The sequence below is a fragment of the Ulvibacterium marinum genome (genome assembly GCF_003626755.1).
In the GTDB taxonomy this organism is placed as follows: domain Bacteria; phylum Bacteroidota; class Bacteroidia; order Flavobacteriales; family Flavobacteriaceae; genus Ulvibacterium; species Ulvibacterium marinum.
This window is the reverse complement of sequence record NZ_RBCJ01000006.1, coordinates 176950-195749: the sequence shown is the minus strand read 5'-3', so window position 1 is coordinate 195749 and position 18800 is coordinate 176950. Positions and strand designations below refer to the sequence as shown.

17 protein-coding genes are annotated in these 18800 nt (G+C 42.6%); 13 read left to right on the top strand and 4 right to left on the bottom strand.

Annotated elements, in window-relative coordinates; all coding sequences use genetic code 11:
• From D7Z94_RS24190 to acs, 5 genes are all read left to right on the top strand, one after another.
• The gene (locus D7Z94_RS24190; protein WP_120714229.1) at positions 1 to 669 is read left to right on the top strand and encodes a class I SAM-dependent methyltransferase; all 669 of its coding nucleotides are present in this window, start codon (positions 1 to 3) and stop codon (positions 667 to 669) included.
• Positions 666 to 1748 (top strand): anhydro-N-acetylmuramic acid kinase, encoded by a 1083-nt coding sequence (locus D7Z94_RS24185; protein ID WP_120714228.1) that lies wholly within the window; start codon positions 666 to 668, stop codon positions 1746 to 1748. The genes D7Z94_RS24190 and D7Z94_RS24185 overlap by 4 nt, the downstream gene beginning before the upstream one ends.
• An 83-nt stretch (positions 1749 to 1831) precedes the next feature.
• Positions 1832 to 2092, top strand: a complete 261-nt coding sequence (locus tag D7Z94_RS24180; RefSeq protein WP_120714227.1) for a DUF4212 domain-containing protein — start codon at positions 1832 to 1834, stop codon at positions 2090 to 2092.
• A 27-nt stretch (positions 2093 to 2119) separates the two neighbouring features.
• Entirely contained in the window at positions 2120 to 3832 is a 1713-nt protein-coding gene (locus D7Z94_RS24175) for a sodium:solute symporter family protein (protein ID WP_120714226.1), read from the top strand.
• Positions 3833 to 3866: 34 nt separating this feature from the next.
• Complete coding sequence (gene acs, locus D7Z94_RS24170) at positions 3867 to 5774, top strand: acetate--CoA ligase (protein ID WP_120714225.1); 1908 nt, start codon at positions 3867 to 3869, stop codon at positions 5772 to 5774.
• Positions 5775 to 5922: 148 nt separating this feature from the next.
• Here the strand turns inward: acs and D7Z94_RS24165 are convergent, their stop codons facing one another.
• The 4 genes from D7Z94_RS24165 to D7Z94_RS24150 form a co-directional block, all read right to left on the bottom strand.
• Positions 5923 to 7143, bottom strand: a complete 1221-nt coding sequence (locus D7Z94_RS24165; protein WP_120714224.1) for a multidrug effflux MFS transporter — start codon at positions 7141 to 7143, stop codon at positions 5923 to 5925.
• Positions 7144 to 7267: 124 nt separating this feature from the next.
• Complete coding sequence (locus tag D7Z94_RS24160; RefSeq protein ID WP_120714223.1) at positions 7268 to 8809, bottom strand: acyl-CoA carboxylase subunit beta; 1542 nt, start codon at positions 8807 to 8809, stop codon at positions 7268 to 7270.
• 3 nt (positions 8810 to 8812) lie between these two features.
• Positions 8813 to 10255 carry an acetyl-CoA carboxylase biotin carboxylase subunit gene (gene accC / locus D7Z94_RS24155; RefSeq protein ID WP_120714222.1) on the bottom strand — a complete coding sequence of 481 codons (1443 nt, stop codon included), beginning with the start codon at positions 10253 to 10255 and terminating at the stop codon, positions 8813 to 8815.
• Between the two features lies 1 nt (position 10256).
• Complete coding sequence (locus D7Z94_RS24150) at positions 10257 to 10742, bottom strand: acetyl-CoA carboxylase biotin carboxyl carrier protein subunit (RefSeq protein WP_120714383.1); 486 nt, start codon at positions 10740 to 10742, stop codon at positions 10257 to 10259.
• A gap of 294 nt (positions 10743 to 11036) precedes the next feature.
• On the opposite strand from D7Z94_RS24150, the gene udk reads away from it, so the two are divergent.
• From udk to dapB, 8 genes are all read left to right on the top strand, one after another.
• Complete coding sequence (gene udk, locus D7Z94_RS24145; RefSeq protein ID WP_120714221.1) at positions 11037 to 11645, top strand: uridine kinase; 609 nt, start codon at positions 11037 to 11039, stop codon at positions 11643 to 11645.
• 4 nt (positions 11646 to 11649) lie between these two features.
• Positions 11650 to 11982 carry an FtsB family cell division protein gene (locus D7Z94_RS24140; protein ID WP_120714220.1) on the top strand — a complete coding sequence of 111 codons (333 nt, stop codon included), beginning with the start codon at positions 11650 to 11652 and terminating at the stop codon, positions 11980 to 11982.
• A complete protein-coding gene (locus tag D7Z94_RS24135) occupies positions 11975 to 13360 on the top strand; it encodes a methylmalonyl-CoA mutase subunit beta (RefSeq protein ID WP_120714219.1) in 1386 nt (461 codons plus the stop codon). The genes D7Z94_RS24140 and D7Z94_RS24135 overlap by 8 nt, the downstream gene beginning before the upstream one ends.
• Positions 13353 to 15503: a methylmalonyl-CoA mutase gene (scpA, locus tag D7Z94_RS24130; RefSeq protein ID WP_120714218.1), complete on the top strand. Its 2151-nt coding sequence runs from the start codon at positions 13353 to 13355 to the stop codon at positions 15501 to 15503. Before D7Z94_RS24135 ends, scpA begins: the two co-directional genes overlap by 8 nt.
• A 160-nt stretch (positions 15504 to 15663) precedes the next feature.
• Positions 15664 to 16437: a ParA family protein gene (locus D7Z94_RS24125; RefSeq protein ID WP_120714217.1), complete on the top strand. Its 774-nt coding sequence runs from the start codon at positions 15664 to 15666 to the stop codon at positions 16435 to 16437.
• A complete protein-coding gene (locus tag D7Z94_RS24120) occupies positions 16437 to 17342 on the top strand; it encodes a ParB/RepB/Spo0J family partition protein (protein ID WP_120714216.1) in 906 nt (301 codons plus the stop codon). Before D7Z94_RS24125 ends, D7Z94_RS24120 begins: the two co-directional genes overlap by 1 nt.
• Positions 17335 to 17988 carry a DUF5683 domain-containing protein gene (locus D7Z94_RS24115; RefSeq protein ID WP_120714382.1) on the top strand — a complete coding sequence of 218 codons (654 nt, stop codon included), beginning with the start codon at positions 17335 to 17337 and terminating at the stop codon, positions 17986 to 17988. The genes D7Z94_RS24120 and D7Z94_RS24115 overlap by 8 nt, the downstream gene beginning before the upstream one ends.
• Positions 17989 to 17991: 3 nt before the next feature.
• Positions 17992 to 18693, top strand: coding sequence for a 4-hydroxy-tetrahydrodipicolinate reductase (gene dapB / locus D7Z94_RS24110; protein ID WP_120714215.1), 702 nt, complete (start codon positions 17992 to 17994; stop codon positions 18691 to 18693).
• The last annotated feature ends 107 nt before the right edge of the window (positions 18694 to 18800 follow it).

The following is an 18800-nucleotide window of genomic DNA, read 5'->3' as shown; positions in this document are numbered from 1 at the left end:
ATGGGAGAAAACAAAGAAGTGATTACATCCTGGAATGAAAATGCGGAAGAATGGATAAGAGTTATTGACGAATCAAAAATTCAGTCGCGCCAGTTCACCAACGCAGCTATTGTCCAAACTCTGCGTGACATTAATGCCTCGAAATTTTTGGACGTCGGTTGTGGTGAAGGATGGTTGACCAGGGAAATTTCAGGAATGGGGAAAACCGCAATTGGAATAGACGCCATACCGGCATTATTGGAGAATGCCCGCAAGAAGGGCCCAGGTACGTATTATTGTATGAGTTATGAAGAAATCATAGCCAAAAAACCAGTTCCGGAAATGCCTTTTGATGTCCTTGTTTTTAATTTTTGTCTGTATGGGAAAGACGGATTGGCCCTTCTTTTAAGTCAATCAAGGAAAATATTGGAGAAAAACGGAAAGATGGTCATACAAACTCTGCACCCTTTTTATTTGCTTCAACAAGGGTTGGAATATAAAAGCCAGTGGATAGATAATGCGTGGAAAGGGCTTCCAGGTAATTTTACAAATGGACACTCCTGGTACGCCCGTACCTTGGAAGATTGGATGTTGGTCATTAATAGGTGCGGAATGAAAGTTATTGGACTGACCGAGGTAACCGATCAAAACAAAAAACCAATATCCATGATTTTAACACTGCAGAAATGAAAAATACGATGTACAGGGTCATAGGTCTCATGTCCGGAACCTCATTGGACGGACTTGACTTGGCCTTTTGCCATATCTATGAACAAGGGGGCTATTGGAAATTTGAAATCAGGGAAACCCAAAGTGTTTCCTATACCACGGAAATGAAATCCAAACTAAAGGATTCCATTCATCTTTCAGCTGAGGAACTCTTGGTATTGCACAATGAGTATGGCACTTGGTTGGGAGAACAAGCTCAATCTTTTATCAATGAGTTTAATCTGGATGTTGATGCAATTGCCAGTCATGGGCATACTACCCATCATAAACCTGAAATGGGACTTACCTTTCAAATAGGCTCCGGGCAACATTTGGCCAATGCCTGTGGTCATCAGGTCATTTGTGATTTTAGGACCAATGATGTGTCCATTGGCGGTCAGGGAGCTCCCCTTGTTCCAATTGGTGACCGGCTTTTTTTTGGGCAATATGACTTTTGTCTGAACTTGGGAGGTATCAGTAATGTTTCCTTTGAAAAAAATGGAAAGCGCATAGCTTATGATATCGGCCAGGCAAACATGATTTTAAACCATATTACACAGAAAATCGGATTGAATTATGATCCGGGGGGGGAAATAGCAGGTAAAGGCGCATTAAACCCTCAGATGCTCCAAGAGCTTAATGCGTTGGAGTACTATGGGCTTCCATATCCTAAATCTACGGGTTATGAATGGTTTATCGAAAAAATTGTCCCTATTGTAGATGCAACTGAAGATAGTATTGAAAATCTTTTGCATACGGCCATTCATCATAACTGCCACCAAATTGCAAATCAGATTCATATGAATAAAACCAAAAAAGACAATACTCTTTTTGTAACCGGAGGCGGTGCCTTGAATACTTTTTTTATTGAAGAATTGCAAGTTCAGTTAGGCAATGATATTGAAGTAGTAATACCTTCAAAAAAACTGGTTGAGTTCAAGGAAGCCCTCGTATTTTCGTTGATGGGTGTGTTGCGGTTAAGAAACGAAACGAATGTATTGGGTTCGGTTACCGGGGCCATGCAGGACTCTTCAAGCGGTGTAGTTTACCTACCTTGTTAGTATATGAAATATACAAATTAAATAGACCCATAAATTTAGTCGCAAATCCTTATATTGATGCACCATATTAAATCAAATTGACTATGAACAAAAAACAGCACAAGGCTTCAGCTTATTGGAAAGAAAATGTAAAATATTTGTTTATTCTACTGTCCATTTGGTTTCTGGTTTCCTACGGCGCAGGAATTTTATTTAAAGATGTGCTCGATAACATCCAAATCGGAGGATTCAAACTCGGTTTTTGGTTCGCACAGCAAGGATCCATTTACATCTTTGTCATCCTCATTTTCGTCTATGTACGATTGATGAATAAATTGGATAAAAAATACGGGTACGATACCTGATCCTAACCAACCTAAACTTTAAAAATTATGAGTGTTCAAGTATGGACGTATGTTTTAGTGGGAATCACATTTGCCCTGTATATTGGTATTGCCATTTGGTCTCGGGCGGGATCTACCAAGGACTTTTATGTCGCCGGAGGCGGTGTATCCCCTCTTGCGAACGGAATGGCCACCGCAGCTGATTGGATGTCCGCAGCATCTTTCATTTCCATGGCCGGGATTATCGCCTTTGCAGGGTATGACGGCTCGGTTTACCTTATGGGATGGACAGGCGGTTACGTACTTCTTGCGCTGCTGCTAGCCCCGTATCTGCGGAAATTTGGAAAATTCACCGTTCCCGACTTTATTGGAGATCGTTACTATTCAAAGACCGCACGTATCGTGGCGGTTATTTGCGCCCTGATCGTCTCCTTTACCTATGTGGCGGGACAAATGCGGGGTGTAGGTGTTGTCTTTTCCCGGTTCTTGGAAGTGGATATTAATACGGGAGTGGTCATAGGGATGGTAATAGTACTCTTTTATGCCGTTTTAGGTGGAATGAAGGGCATTACCTATACCCAAGTTGCGCAATATTGCGTACTAATTTTTGCCTTTATGGTACCCGCCATTTTTATTTCCATTCAAATGACCGGGAACCCGGTTCCCCAATTAGGGATGGGCTCTAAATTGAATGATGGGTCTGGATTATATCTCTTGGAAAAATTGAACGGACTTTCAACCGAATTGGGGTTTGCCGAATATACCGAAGGTAAGAAATCAATTATGGACGTGTTTATGATTACATTGGCTTTGATGGTAGGCACTGCAGGGCTTCCCCATGTTATCGTACGCTTCTTCACTGTAAAACGCGTAAAGGATGCACGAAAATCCGCAGGACTGGCATTACTCCTTATTGCGATTCTATATACTACCGCTCCTGCCGTTTCAGTATTCGCCAAAACAAACCTTATCAATACGGTGAATGAGGAAGAGTACACGAACATGCCGGTTTGGTTCAAGAATTGGGAAGAAACGGGATTATTGACTTTCAACGATAAAAATCAGGATGGAAAGATTCAATATGTCGCTGACAAGAAGGCCAACGAATTGGTCATTGACAATGATATCATGGTCTTGGCCAATCCGGAAATAGCAAATCTCCCAGCTTGGGTAATCGCTCTTGTTGCTGCCGGAGGTCTGGCAGCGGCACTTTCCACGGCAGCAGGATTGCTTTTGGTAATTTCATCCTCAGTTTCCCATGATCTGATCAAAAAGGTTTTTGTCCCCAACATATCCGATAAAGGAGAACTTTGGGCCGCTCGCGGCGCTGCTACCGTTGCGGTGGTAATCGCCGGTTATTTTGGCATTAATCCACCCGGATTTGTTGCCGCAGTAGTGGCCTTGGCCTTTGGCCTGGCAGCCGCCTCTTTCTTCCCTGCCATTGTTTTGGGCATATTTTATAAAAAGATGAACAAAGAAGGAGCAATCGCCGGTATGGTAGTCGGTATTTCTTTAATGTTGTTCTATATGCTCAAATTCAAGTTTGGGATTTTTGACGGAGGAAAAGCTGCAGTACCTGGTCTTGAAAGAGATTGGTGGTTCGGCATTTCTCCGGAAGGTTTTGGAAGTGTGGCCATGGTGGTCAACTTTATCGTCTCTATAGTTATCAATAAGTTTACACCTGAACCCCCACAAGAGGTCCAAGAAATTGTCGAGGATATTAGGATACCCAGCGGTGCCGGAGAAGCGTCCAGTCACTAAATTTTGTTATTTTTAAAAGAAATCTAAAGTACGCATGAGCAATTATCACATTAAACATTTAGAGGAATATTATCAGGTATATCGAAAATCCACACGCAACCCGGAAGGGTTTTGGGAAGAGATCGCGGAAGAACATTTTGTGTGGCGAAAAAAATGGGACAATGTATTGCATTGGGATTTTAAGAAGCCCGAGGTTAAATGGTTTGACGGCGCCAAATTGAACATTACGGAAAACTGTATCGATAGACATTTACCCACCCGAGGTGACAAGACGGCCATTCTTTTTGAGCCCAATGACCCTACCGAAAAACCAGAGCATATTACGTACCGTCAGTTGCATAAAAGGGTCAGCAAAATGGCCTATGTACTCAAAGAAAAAGGTATCCAAAAAGGAGATCGGGTGTGCATCTATCTTCCCATGATACCGGAATTGGCCATCGCGCTCCTGGCCTGCGCGCGCATTGGTGCAATTCATTCCGTAGTATTTGCCGGATTCTCGGCCAACGCCCTTTCCACCCGAATCAACGACTCGGATTGTAAAATGGTCATAACTTCGGATGGTTCTTACCGCGGTGCCAAGACGATAGACCTAAAGGGTATTGTAGATAAGGCTTTGGAGGATTGCCCAAGTGTAGAAACGGTTTTGGTGGTGAAGCGGATTGGAAGTGAAATCCATATGAAAAAAAATCGGGATTATTGGATACAACCCCTTTTGAATGAGGCATATGGCGATTTGGTAGCGGAAATTATGGATGCGGAAGACCCTTTATTTATCCTTTATACTTCAGGCTCCACCGGAAAACCCAAAGGAATGGTACATACTTGTGGTGGTTATATGGTCTATACTGCGTATACCTTCAAAAATATCTTTCAATACAAAGAGGACGATGTGTTTTGGTGCACGGCAGATATTGGTTGGATTACCGGTCACTCTTATATTCTTTATGGGCCCTTGGCCAATGGTGCTACCACGGTTATGTTCGAGGGGGTTCCCTCCTACCCGGATTTTGGCCGCTTTTGGGAAATTGTGGAAAAACACAAAGTGAACCAGTTTTATACCGCTCCAACGGCCATAAGAGCCTTGGCCAAGGAGAATTTGGACTTCGTGGAAAAATACGACTTAAGTAGTCTAAAAGTATTGGGTTCCGTGGGTGAACCCATTAACGAGGAAGCCTGGCACTGGTATAACAACAATGTGGGCAAAAAACATAGTCCTATCGTGGATACTTGGTGGCAGACGGAAACTGGAGGAATCATGATTTCTCCCATTCCCTATGTTACACCAACTACACCGACCTACGCAACGTTACCTTTCATAGGGATACAACCCGCCTTAATGGACGAGGAAGGCAAAGAAATCCAAGGCAATCAGGTAGATGGGAGATTGTGTATTAAATTTCCATGGCCTTCCATGGCACGCACCATTTGGGGAGATCATGACCGTTACCGGGACACCTATTTTTCAGCTTATGAAAATAAGTACTTTACCGGCGATGGGGCCCATAGGGATGCTGTGGGTTATTACCGCATAACCGGTCGGGTAGATGATGTTATCATTGTTTCGGGTCATAACTTGGGAACGGCCCCAATAGAAGATTCCATTAACGAACATCCAGCAGTGGCAGAATCCGCAATTGTGGGCTTCCCCCATGATGTAAAAGGAAACGCCCTCTATGGATATGTAATGCTCAAAGAAACCGGAGAAAGTAGGGACAGGGACAATGTGCGTAAGGAAATCAATCAACAGATTACGGAACAGATTGGTCCTATTGCAAAACTGGACAAGATTCAATTTGTATCCGGCCTTCCCAAAACGCGAAGTGGTAAGATTATGCGACGAATACTGCGCAAGATAGCCAGCAAGGAAACTTCCAATTTGGGAGATACCAGTACACTTTTGAATCCTGAGGTTGTGGACGAGATTATGGAGAATGTACTTTGATTAAAAAGCCATAAACGACTTAGGAAAATTTAGGAACACAAGATGAAGTGTCTTCGACTGCGCTCAGACTGACATTCATCAAATGTTTTCGACTACCTGCCTGACAAAGTTATTCAGATTGGCGTTCAGACGGACAACTAAGTATAGGTCATCGGCTCAATCCCCGCGCAACTATCCCTCGGGGTTTTCGTACCCAAAGCATAATCCCAAGTGAGACCAATCCGCAAATTCCCAAACCTGCGAATAGCGGCCAAACGGAATCCACAACAAAACCACCTATATAGGTAGCGATAGGTATGGCCAGAAGCGTTGAAACGAAACCATTGATTGCGGCGGCTATTCCAGCAATATGTCCTACAGGTTCCATGGCAATGGAACGGAAATTCCCCCATAGAAATCCTAAACAGAAAAATTGAAAGGATAAAAAAGCGACCAGAACGAAAACTCCCGGATTGGGTTTGTTCCAAAAAATGAAAACATAAAGCAGGGCAATGGCACAAAATGCCATGAGTGCCATAAGTGCTAATTTTCGCATGCCGAATCGAATCACCAGAGCCCCATTGAGAAATGTAGCAAGACCGATGGAAATAGCCAGGCCGGCAAAGATATAGGGAAAGGCATCCTTTAGGCCATATTGTGACTCAAATATTTGTTGGGACGCACTTAGGTATACCAAAAATGCACCGGTAACTAAGCCTGATGTAAATGTAAAGGCGATAGTTTCAGGAAATTTTAAAAATTCCTTCAACCCGTCAACAAAAACATGATTGGAGAAAGGGATTTTATATTCGGGCTTTAAGGTTTCCGGTTGACGTTTCCAAAACCATATGGCCACAACCAGGGCAAAAAACAGTTGTATATAGAATATAGCTTCCCACCCAAATGCATCCAGTATCCACTTTCCAATGGCAGGTGCCACTATGGGCACTAAAATAAAAAAGGCCGTAACAAAGGACATTACCCTAGCCATATAATCCCCTTTATAGGTATCGCGAATAATGGATATGGCGATTGTTCTAGGGGCTGAAAGTCCAACGCCTTGCAAGATTCGACCCAAAACCATAATTTCCAACGAAGGGGCCATAACGCAGACTACACTTGCAACGGCGAAAAGGGTAAAACCCATATAAACTACAGGCTTACGACCATAACAATCCGACAATGGGCCAAAAAACAATTGACCGACCCCAAGCCCTAAAAATATCATGGTGATGAGCAACTGGTTGTCCGTTGCATTAAAGCTCTTAATAGACTCACCAATTTCCGAAATGGCCGGTAGTAACGCATCGATGGCCAGGGCCACAATGGACATTAAAGAAGCCATTAAGACCAAAAACTCAAAGTCGGGTTTTTCAGGTTTATTTTGCATTGGGCAAAAGTAGGTATATGCCTTTTATTGTAACTTAAAAAGCATTTGAATTTTCTGTTAAATTGAAAAAAAGGCCCCGAAGGTTTATTACCTCCGGGGCCTCAAATCTCGAAATAAACCATGATTACAAGGGAATATTCCCATGTTTCTTCTTAGGTGATTCCACAATCTTCTTTTCTAACATTGCAAAGGTCTTTATCAATTTTCGTCGGGTATTTTTGGGAAGGATAACCTCATCGATAAAGCCCCGTCTGGCTGCCCTATAAGGGTTGGCGAACTTATCCGCATATTCCGTTTCCTTCTCCGCCAATTTTTTGGCCGGATCATCCGAGGCCATGATTTCCCTTCTAAAAATAATCTCACTGGCACCCTTGGCACCCATAACCGCAATTTCGGCGGTAGGCCAGGCATAGTTGAAATCGGCTCCTATATGCTTGGAATTCATCACATCATAGGCTCCACCATATGCCTTTCGCGTAATAACGGTAACCCTTGGTACAGTGGCCTCACTGAAGGCATAGAGCAATTTTGCTCCATGAACAATGATACCGTTCCACTCCTGATCGGTTCCTGGTAAAAACCCTGGAACATCTTCCAACACCAACATCGGAATATTAAAAGAGTCACAGAAGCGAACAAAACGTGCTGCCTTTCGAGAACTCTTAACACCTAGAACACCAGCAAGGAACATCGGCTGATTCGCAATGATTCCGATACTACGACCACCCAATCTGGCAAAACCTACGATGATGTTCTCCGCATAATCCTTATGGATTTCATAGAACGAATCCTCATCGATGATACCATTGATCACATCGTGCATGTCATAAGGTTTGTTGGGATTGTCCGGAATAATGTCCGTGAGCACATCACGAACTTCATCCCTCAAATCGAACGGTAACTTTTCCGGGATTTCCTTATTGCTTTGGGGTAGATAGCTCAACAACTTCTTTACGTCTTCCAAACAGGCTACATCGTTAGTTGAGGTTTTATGGGCCACTCCGGATTTCATGGCATGGGTGGTAGCCCCTCCCAGTTCCTCCGCGGTCACCTCTTCGTTGGTCACCGTTTTTACCACATTGGGCCCGGTAACGAACATATAACTTGTCTGTTCTACCATAATCGTAAAGTCCGTCATGGCCGGAGAATACACAGCACCTCCAGCACAGGGACCCATAATTGCGGAAATCTGGGGTACCACGCCCGAGGCTTGGACATTCCTAAAGAAAATATCCGCATATCCGCCTAGGGATTTTACACCTTCCTGAATCCGGGCCCCGCCGGAATCATTAAGTCCTATAACGGGAGCTCCTACTTTCATGGCAAGGTCCATCACCTTACATATTTTTTCTGCGTGGGTTTCGGACAAAGCCCCGCCGAAAACAGTAAAATCCTGAGCATAAACGTACACCAATCGTCCATTAATGGTTCCGTATCCAGTAACTACCCCATCGCCAAAATAAATCTCCTTGTCCATTCCGAAATCTGTGGTACGGTGCGTTACCAAAACTCCTGTCTCCTCAAACGACCCTTCGTCCAATAGATAGTTTATCCGCTCCCTTGCTGTCAGCTTTTTCTTTTGGTGTTGTTTATCTATCCGTTTTTGGCCACCACCCAAATGTGCGAGGGCCACTCTTTCTTTCAACTTTTCCAATTTTGGATCCATATTCTAGTTTATTGGTGTTCTTAGTAGTTTTTGATCTTCCTTATATTGTTTCAATGCCATGATCGCTGCAATCTTGGCCTCTTCCTCGGTACTTTCCTTCAATGCCTCTGGCGAATAGTAATTCTTTACAAAGTGTGTATCGAAGTTTCCTGAACGGAAGGCCTCATGTTCACAAACATATTTCCCGAAAGGCAGCGTGGTCTGCACCCCTTCAATATGATAGTCCTCAATGGCCTTGATCATAAGCTGAATGGCCTCCTCTCGATTTTTACCATAGGTTATCAATTTGGAAAGCATGGGGTCATAATAAATGGGAACATCCATTCCCTCCTCAAAACCATTATCCACGCGAACTCCTTCTCCTGTTGGTAATTTATAGGTTTCCAGAGTACCTACGCTAGGCAGGAAGTCGTTTAACGGGTCTTCAGCATATACCCTAAGTTCCAGGGCATGCCCATGTATCTCAAGGTCTTCCTGTTTTATCTGAAGTGCTTCGCCCCGGGCAATATCGATCTGCAATTCTACCAAATCCACACCTGCAATAATTTCACTTACGGGATGCTCTACCTGTAAGCGTGTATTCATTTCCAGAAAGTAGAAGTTGTGGTCGGCGTCCATAAGGAATTCCACGGTTCCTGCACCAAGGTAATCACATGCCTTGGCTACCTTAACGGCAGCATCCCCCATTTCTGCCCTTAATTCCGGGGTCAAGATGGATGAAGGAGCTTCCTCTACCACTTTCTGATGCCGACGCTGTATACTACACTCCCTTTCAAAGAAATGTAGGATATTGCCATGACTGTCCGCCATCACCTGAATTTCCACGTGTCTGGGCGAGGTTACATACTTCTCAATAAATACGGAACCGTCCCCAAAAGCCGAAGTCGCTTCACTAATGGCCCTATTCATCTGCGATTCTAAGTCTTTTTCCTTCTCAACAATACGCATACCTTTTCCGCCTCCCCCGGCTGATGCCTTTATTAAAATGGGAAAACCGATTTCCTTGGCAATTTCCTTGGCCTTTTGGACATCTGTTATAGCTTCGTCTATACCTGGGACCATGGGAATATTATACTGCTTTACCGCCTCTTTGGCAGCCAACTTACTTCCCATAACCCGAATAGCCTTGGATTTGGGGCCAATGAAAACAAGATCGTTCTTCTCTACCGCCTCCGCAAAATCAGCATTTTCACTCAAAAATCCATACCCGGGATGAATACCGTCTACACCCAAACTTTTTGCCACCTCAATGATCTTGTCACCTCTAAGATAGGATTGATTGGAAGGTGCTTCCCCAATACAAACAGCCTCATCGGCAAACCGGACGTGAGGTGCGTTTCGGTCCACAACGGAATAAACGGCCACAGTCTTAATACCCATTTTCTGGGCTGTTTTCATGACTCTGATCGCAATCTCTCCTCTATTTGCTACTAATATTTTTTTCATATTATTCAAATTCAATAAGTAAATGTTTCTTCTCTACCGCATCTCCTTGTTTAACCCCAATGGATTTGATTACACCGTTCCTAGGAGAGGTAATCACATTCTCCATTTTCATGGCTTCCAAAATTAAAAGCTGGTCGTCCTCATTTACTTCCTGACCTTCCTTTACACTTATTTCCAAGATTAAACCGGGCATAGGTGCCTCAATAGAACCAATATCCTTGGCCGACGATAAGGAAAACCCCATATCATTGATCAAAAGATCTAATGCATCAGCTATGTTAACAGCATATGAATTGTTATTCACTTTTATTTCATATGTTTTTTGATTGAAGTCGGAGTCTACAATTTCGACTGAAAAAGGTCTGTTCCCCTGAAGAATATGATACTGGGTCCCAGAGGTACGAAGGGCATCTACTTTTTGGATATCCCCATCGGCTAGGTCAAACGTAAGATTCTCGTTTACCGTTACCTTAAATACATTGTCCATAGGCATGGTCATTTAAAGTTTAATTTTCCGTTAATTTATGTTTCAAATCAAAAATTCTTAAGTTAACCAATTCTTTTTTTTTCTTTCCCAACTATCAATAATACCCAGCGGCCTCCCATAACGCCCAATCGGCACTTCACATTCTGGAACAAAAGTATCCTGAAAAAACACTTGGGAATATGAAATTTATCATGTTTTTATACAAAAGAAGGTACTAATCTTGTACCCGTAAAAGACCACGGGAAATAGTTGCTTTAGCGCCAAATCCGTATTTTTGGATTAAAACCAAAGCGTATGTTGATTATTGGAATTGCAGGGGGTACCGGATGTGGTAAGACTACGGTGGTAAATCAAATAGTTGATGAACTTCCTCCAGGAGAAGTGGGTATTATTTCTCAGGACTCCTATTATCGAGACCTTTCACATTTGGATATCGAAGAGAGGAAGAAAACCAATTTTGACCACCCACAGTCCATAGATTTCGCACTATTGGAGGAACATCTAAAATTGTTGAGTTCAGGACATTCCATTGAACAACCGGTCTATTCCTTCCTGGAGTGCAACAGAACAACGGATACGGTCACGGTAAACCCCAGCGAGGTACTCATTGTTGAGGGTATTCTAATATTGACAAATGCATTGATCCGAGAGATGTTCGATATAAAGATTTTTGTACATGCCGATTCCGATGAAAGATTGATTCGTAGACTAAAGCGGGACGTTAACGAAAGGGGATGGGACCTCAACGAGACCTTGAACAATTATCAGACTACCATAAAACCGATGCACGACCAGTTCATAGAACCCACAAAGGAATATGCAGATATCATTATACCCAATAACACCTATAATACGGTGGCCGTGGATATTGTTCGCACCATCATTAACCAAAAACTAGCTTAGTATCATGGGTCTAAAAGAACTTAAGAAGAAAAAATGGTTCGGAGTGCTAACCAACATTTACGTCTTGGTGCTTACGGTATTCGTGATATGGATGTTGTTTTTTGATACCAATTCACTCTTGATCCATATGGAGCTGAAAAAACAAATTAAAAAATTGGAAAAGCAACAGGAGTTTTTGAGGGAGGAGATTGCGAAGGACAAAAAGGTTATAGAGAAACTGTCCGACCCTAAAGAGTTGGAAAAATTTGCACGTGAGCAATACTATCTCAAAAAGAAAAATGAAGAAATCTATCTCATAGAGTATGAAGATAGCCTTAAAACCAATAAAGATGAGTAACGTAAATTTGTTCGATGAGTTTGACCCCGTGTCAGCCAAGGCTTGGAAACAAAAAATCCAAGTGGATCTTAAAGGTGCGGATTACAACGAAGCTTTGATTTGGAAATCCCCCGAGGGTATTGATGTAAAACCGTTTTACCATTCCGAGGATGTTGAAGGGGTCCTCTCCAACATCTCGAAATCTCCCAAAAAATGGTATGTGACCCAAAGTCTTTATGCCCAAGATTCAAAACGTGCGAACAAGAAAGCAATAGAAGCCCTGAAAAGGGGTGCGGAAAGTCTTTTGATAGTCATACCCTCGGAGACTATTTCCATTAACGATCTACTGACCAATATTGATTTAGAATCAGTTCCTATTCATTTTGAGTTTAATTTTCTATCATCCGAATATTTAAAGTCCCTTGTGGACTATATCGGTGATAAAAAGACAGAGGTTTTTCTTAACCTGGATATTGTGGGAAATCTGGCAAGAACCGGAAATTGGTATCATTCTATGGACAAGGATTACCAGATAGTAAAGGAAATCCATGATTACGCCCAAGGAAATCCCTCCATTTGTATTCTAGGAACCGACGTTTCCTTATATCAAAATGCCGGGGCCAATAAAGTACAACAATTGGCCTATGCCCTTGCACAGGCCAATGAATACCTTAATTTTTTCAAGGAATTGGATAAAGAGGTAGCCACCATTGCTTTCAAGGTTACTGTAGGCACCAATTATTTCTTTGAAATAGCAAAATTACGGGCGCTTAGATTGCTTTGGGAAACTTTGGCCCAAGAATATGGAGTAGAAACCGATTGCCACATTCTGGCCATTCCCACCAAAAGAAACAAAACGCTATACGACTACAATGTAAATATGCTCCGTACCACAACGGAAAGTATGTCGGCCATTTTAGGAGGTTCCGATTCGGTATGTAACCTTTCCTATGACTCCATTTTCCATAAAGACAATGAATTTGGAGAACGGATAGCCAGGAATCAATTGTTGATTCTGAAGGGTGAAAGCTATTTTGAGAAAGTAGCCAACCCCGCTGATGGTGCCTACTATATTGAAAGCTTGACCCATCAATTGGCAGAAAAGGCACTGGAGCTCTTTAAATCCATCGAAGCCGGGGGAGGATTTCTAAAACAACTAAAAGAACATGTAATTCAAAAAAAGGTAAAGGAAAGTGCGGAAAAAGAACAATTGCTCTTTGACGAAGGAAAGGAGGTGCTGTTGGGTACTAACAAGTATAAGAACGATCAAGACCATATGAAAGAGGCCTTGGAACTCTACCCCTTTTTAAAGAAGGACAAACGTAAAACCTTGATAGAGCCTATTTTGGAAAAACGTTTGGCGGAATCCCTTGAACAAAAAAGATTAGGTGATGAATAGAAAAGAAGTGGGGCATTTGGAGTTGAAGCAAAATCCAATGTCGGAAAAGAAAACCCAAAATAGTGATGTTTTTGATACAGCGGAACATATTCCTTTAAAACCAATATATAATAAAAAGGAAATTGAAAGCTTACAACACCTAGATTTTGTAGCGGGCATTGCCCCTAACCTAAGGGGGCCATATTCTACCATGTATGTGAGAAGACCCTGGACCATACGGCAGTATGCCGGATTTTCCACTGCGGAGGAGAGCAATGCCTTTTACAGAAGGAATTTGGCTGCGGGCCAAAAAGGATTATCCGTTGCCTTTGACCTTCCCACCCACAGAGGTTATGATAGTGACCATGAACGTGTTGTTGGCGACGTAGGTAAAGCTGGAGTGGCCATAGATTCGGTGGAGGACATGAAAATTCTTTTTGATGCTATTCCCTTGGACAAAATGTCCGTTTCAATGACCATGAACGGGGCGGTACTTCCCATCATGGCCTTTTATATTGTTGCTGCTGAAGAACAAGGCGCAGCACCGGAACAATTGGCGGGTACCATACAAAATGATATCCTAAAGGAGTTCATGGTACGGAACACCTATATTTACCCCCCTACTCCTTCTATGCAGATCATCGCCGATATTTTTGAGTACACCAGTAAATATATGCCCCGATTCAATAGCATAAGTATTTCCGGATATCATATGCAGGAAGCTGGAGCTACTGCGGATATTGAATTGGCCTATACTTTGGCTGATGGCTTAGAATATATTAGGACCGGACTAAAAGCGGGTCTGGGCATTGATCAATTTGCCCCAAGGCTTTCGTTCTTTTGGGCCATAGGCATGAACCATTTTATGGAAATAGCCAAAATGAGGGCCGGCCGCATGCTGTGGGCCAAGCTGGTAAAACAATTCAATCCTCAGAGCGCAAAATCCCTGGCACTTCGTACGCACTGTCAGACCAGTGGATGGAGCCTTACGGAGCAAGATCCCTTTAACAATGTGGCCCGTACGGCCATTGAGGCAGCAGCAGCAGCATTTGGAGGTACCCAAAGCCTACATACCAATGCCTTGGACGAGGCAATTGCCCTCCCTACGGATTTTTCCGCGCGCATCGCAAGGAACACTCAAATCTTTTTGCAGGAAGAAACCAAAATCACAAAGACTGTGGACCCTTGGGGCGGAAGTTATTATGTAGAAAGCCTTACCCATGATTTGGCACATAAGGCATGGAAGTTGATCGAGGAAATAGAAGAATTGGGCGGAATGACCAAAGCCATTGAGGCGGGTATTCCAAAAATGCGCATAGAACAAGCAGCGGCCAGAAAACAAGCACGTATTGATGGAGGGCAGGATATTATCGTAGGTACCAATAAATATCAGCTCGAAGAAGAAGATCCCTTACAGATTTTGGAAGTCGATAATGCCGAGGTACGACGACAGCAAATAGAACGTTTGGAATCACTTAAAAAAGATAGGGATGCCCAGACAGTAAAAAAGGTACTTCAAAAATTGACGGAAGCGGCCAAAAGAAAATCCGATTCCCAGGGAACCTCCAACGAAGATAATTTGTTGGCCTTGGCAGTAGAAGCGGCGAGGGCCAGAACTACATTAGGGGAGATCAGTGATGCTTTGGAAACGGCATTCGGGCGATATAAAGCAAAAATTCAAACATTTACCGGTGTGTATTCAAAGGAGATAAAAGACGACGAGAGTTTCAAAAAGGCCAGGGAAATGGCCGATACATTTGCAGAAAAGGATGGTAGGAGACCACGTATTATGATTGCCAAGATGGGACAGGACGGCCATGATCGGGGAGCAAAGGTGGTCGCTACCGGTTATGCCGATTTAGGATTTGACGTGGACATTGGCCCCCTTTTCCAAACTCCAGCAGAAGCGGCCAAACAGGCTGTTGAGAATGACGTACATGTTTTAGGGGTTTCCTCCTTGGCGGCCGGTCATAAAACCTTGGTGCCACAGGTTTTGGAAGAGCTCAAAAGTCATGGCAGGGAAGATATTATGGTAATTGTAGGTGGGGTAATTCCACATCAGGATTACGAATTTTTATTCGATGCCGGAGCAGTAGCCGTTTTTGGTCCAGGTACCAAAATTAGTGATGCGGCCATTCAGATTCTGGAGATATTGCTGGACTAAATGTCAAAGTCGAATAAGGTTGGACACATAAATTAACAGGATTGACCCTATTTAACCAACTTTAACGCAAAGCGCTCTAGTTATTCACCTTGTGTTAACAAAATACATTTTCTGGTCGATGAAATAATCGTATTTTTAACCCCTAACTTATGATGATATAATGGGGAAGATTATTGCTATTGCCAATCAGAAAGGCGGAGTTGGGAAAACCACTACAACGGTTAATTTAGCGGCTTCATTGGGGGTTCTGGAGAAAAAGGTCTTGCTTATTGATGCGGATCCGCAAGCCAATGCCACATCCGGATTGGGAATTGAGGTAGAATCAGTGGATTTGGGTACCTATCAACTTTTGGAACATACAAAAAATGCTACCGAAACCATTTTGGAGACTTCTTCGCCCAATGTGGATTTAATCCCTGCCCATATCGATTTGGTAGCCATTGAAATTGAATTGGTCGATAAGGAAGACCGGGAATACATGCTCAAAAAAGCAATTGCCGAGCTAAAAAACACCTATGACTATATTCTAATCGATTGTGCCCCTTCCTTGGGCTTATTGACCCTAAATGCTTTAACGGCAGCCGATTCCGTAATCATTCCAATTCAATGCGAATATTTTGCATTGGAAGGTCTTGGGAAATTGCTGAATACCATTAAAAGCGTACAAAGAATACATAATCCTGATTTGGATATCGAAGGGATGCTGCTTACCATGTACGATTCTAGATTGCGCCTATCCAATCAAGTAGTAGAGGAAGTAAGAAAACATTTTGCAGACATGGTCTTTGATACGATAATACAGCGCAACGTTAGGCTCAGTGAGGCGCCTAGCTATGGTGAGAGTATTATTAAATACGATGCCAGTAGCAAAGGTGCGGCCAACTATCTTAACATGGCCAATGAACTGGTGAAGAAAAATATGGAGACTGTATAATGGCGAAAGCAACAAAAAAACAAGCTCTTGGAAGGGGGTTGTCCGCTCTGCTGAAAGATCCCGAAAATGACATACAATCGGCATCTGACAAAAATGCGGATAAGGTTGTTGGTAATATCGTGGAATTGGATGTGGATGCCATTGCTGTAAATCCTTTTCAGCCACGATCTAATTTTAATGATGATTCATTAAACGAGTTGGCCACATCTATAAAGGAATTAGGAGTTATACAACCCATTACCGTCCGCAAATCAGGATTCAATTCCTATCAATTGGTTTCCGGGGAGCGACGATTAAGGGCGTCTAAAATGATAGGTCTGGCCACCATTCCAGCGTACATCCGTATCGCAAACGACCAAGAGTCCCTGGAAATGGCATTGGTCGAGAATATACAACGCCAAGACCTAGACCCCATTGAGATTGCCCTGTCCTATCAAAGATTGATCGATGAGATTGAATTGACCCAAGAAAGGTTAAGTGATAGGGTAGGAAAAAAACGTTCCACCATTACCAATTATTTACGCCTTTTACGACTGGATCCCATAATCCAAACTGGAATTCGTGATGGGTTTGTGAGTATGGGCCATGGTAGGGCATTGGTGAATATTGATATAAAGGAAGATCAGATTTCCTTGTATGAAAAAATAGTTTCCAAAAACCTATCGGTCAGGGACACGGAAAAGGCTGTGAAAGCTTATCATAAAGCCAATAGCGTTGGTAACGACCTGGTTAAAAGGCCTAGCGAAAAACCGGACTTCGCAAAAAATCTCACCGAGGAGCTCACCAGTCACCTATCTACAAAAGTTGTCATCAATGCCTCAAAATCCGGCAAGGGAAAAATTATCATTCCTTTTCATACCAAAGAAGAACTTGATCGGCTTAAAAAATTGATTCTTGTTGAATAGAACCCTCATAATAGCCATTTGTTTTGCTCTTGCCGCAACAATAGGTTCCGCACAAGAAAAGAAACCCCAGAATCAAGAAGTAGATTCCTTGAAAATGAATTTAGAAGAGGAAGGGGTTATGGTTGTAGACACCCTGGTTACCAAAAAAAAACGTATAAATCCACTGGCTCCCAGTAAAGCCGCGTTTTACTCCGCAGTATTACCGGGACTTGGTCAAATTTACAATAAAAGGTATTGGAAGGTCCCTATTGTATATGCCGCTATCGGAACCGGTATTTATGCCTATACCTTCAACGATGGTCGTTACAATCGTTTCAGGGACGCTTTTAAAAGGAGAAGGGCCGGTTTCACCGATGATGAGTTTTATGATTTGGATGGAAGCGGGATAGACCCAGGAAATCCGGATTTTTCCGATGATGCCCTTGAGGATGCTCAGGAAAGATTTCAACGGGACAGGGATCTGGCCCTTTTGATAACTATTCTTTTATATGCCCTTAATGTTGTGGATGCCAATGTAGATGCGCATTTAAAGCAATACAATATTGATGATGATTTAAGTTTTAATTTGGACATACAACCTTATATCGATTTAAATCCAATTACCACCGATCCCAATTATGGGTTGGCATTAACCATTAAGTTTTAGCGCATGAAAATTGCATTGTTCGGATATGGAAAAATGGGCAAGATGATAGAACGCACTGCTCTTGGAAGAGGACATGTCATTAGTACCAAAGTGGATATAGGAACTACCAATATCGACTTTTCCGATATGGATGTGGCTATAGACTTTAGCACGCCAGACGCTGCCCTTGGCAATATAAGCAGTTGTTTGGAACATGGGATTCCTATTATTTCGGGTACCACGGGTTGGTTAAAGGATTATGATAAAGTGGTGGATTTATGTCATAAAAAAAATGGAGCCTTTATTTATGCATCCAATTTCAGTTTAGGTGTAAACATTTTTTTTGAACTAAATGCCTATCTGGGCAAAATGATGCGAAATGTGAATGAATACAAAATAACATTGGAGGAAACCCATCACACCCAAAAATTGGATGCTCCCAGTGGTACGGCCATAACCTTGGCACAAGGGATCATAGAAAATACAGATTATCTAGATTGGAAGCTAAATGGCAATGGAGAAAAAACCATACCTATAACCTCAAAAAGAATCGATGCCGTACCCGGCACGCACACCGTTTCATACCATAGCGAAGTGGATAGCATTGAAATACAGCATACCGCACACAATAGGGAAGGTTTTGCCCTTGGAGCCGTAATTGCAGCGGAATGGATTTTGGGAAAGAAAGGCATATTTTCCATGAAAGATGTGTTAAATCTAGGTTAAGATGTGTAACTTTTCGAAGTATAAAGTACGTATCCTCATGTATACTTTTACAAAAACCTTTATTTAAAAATTAATTTTCAAGCTGACCAATAGTAACTAACACAATT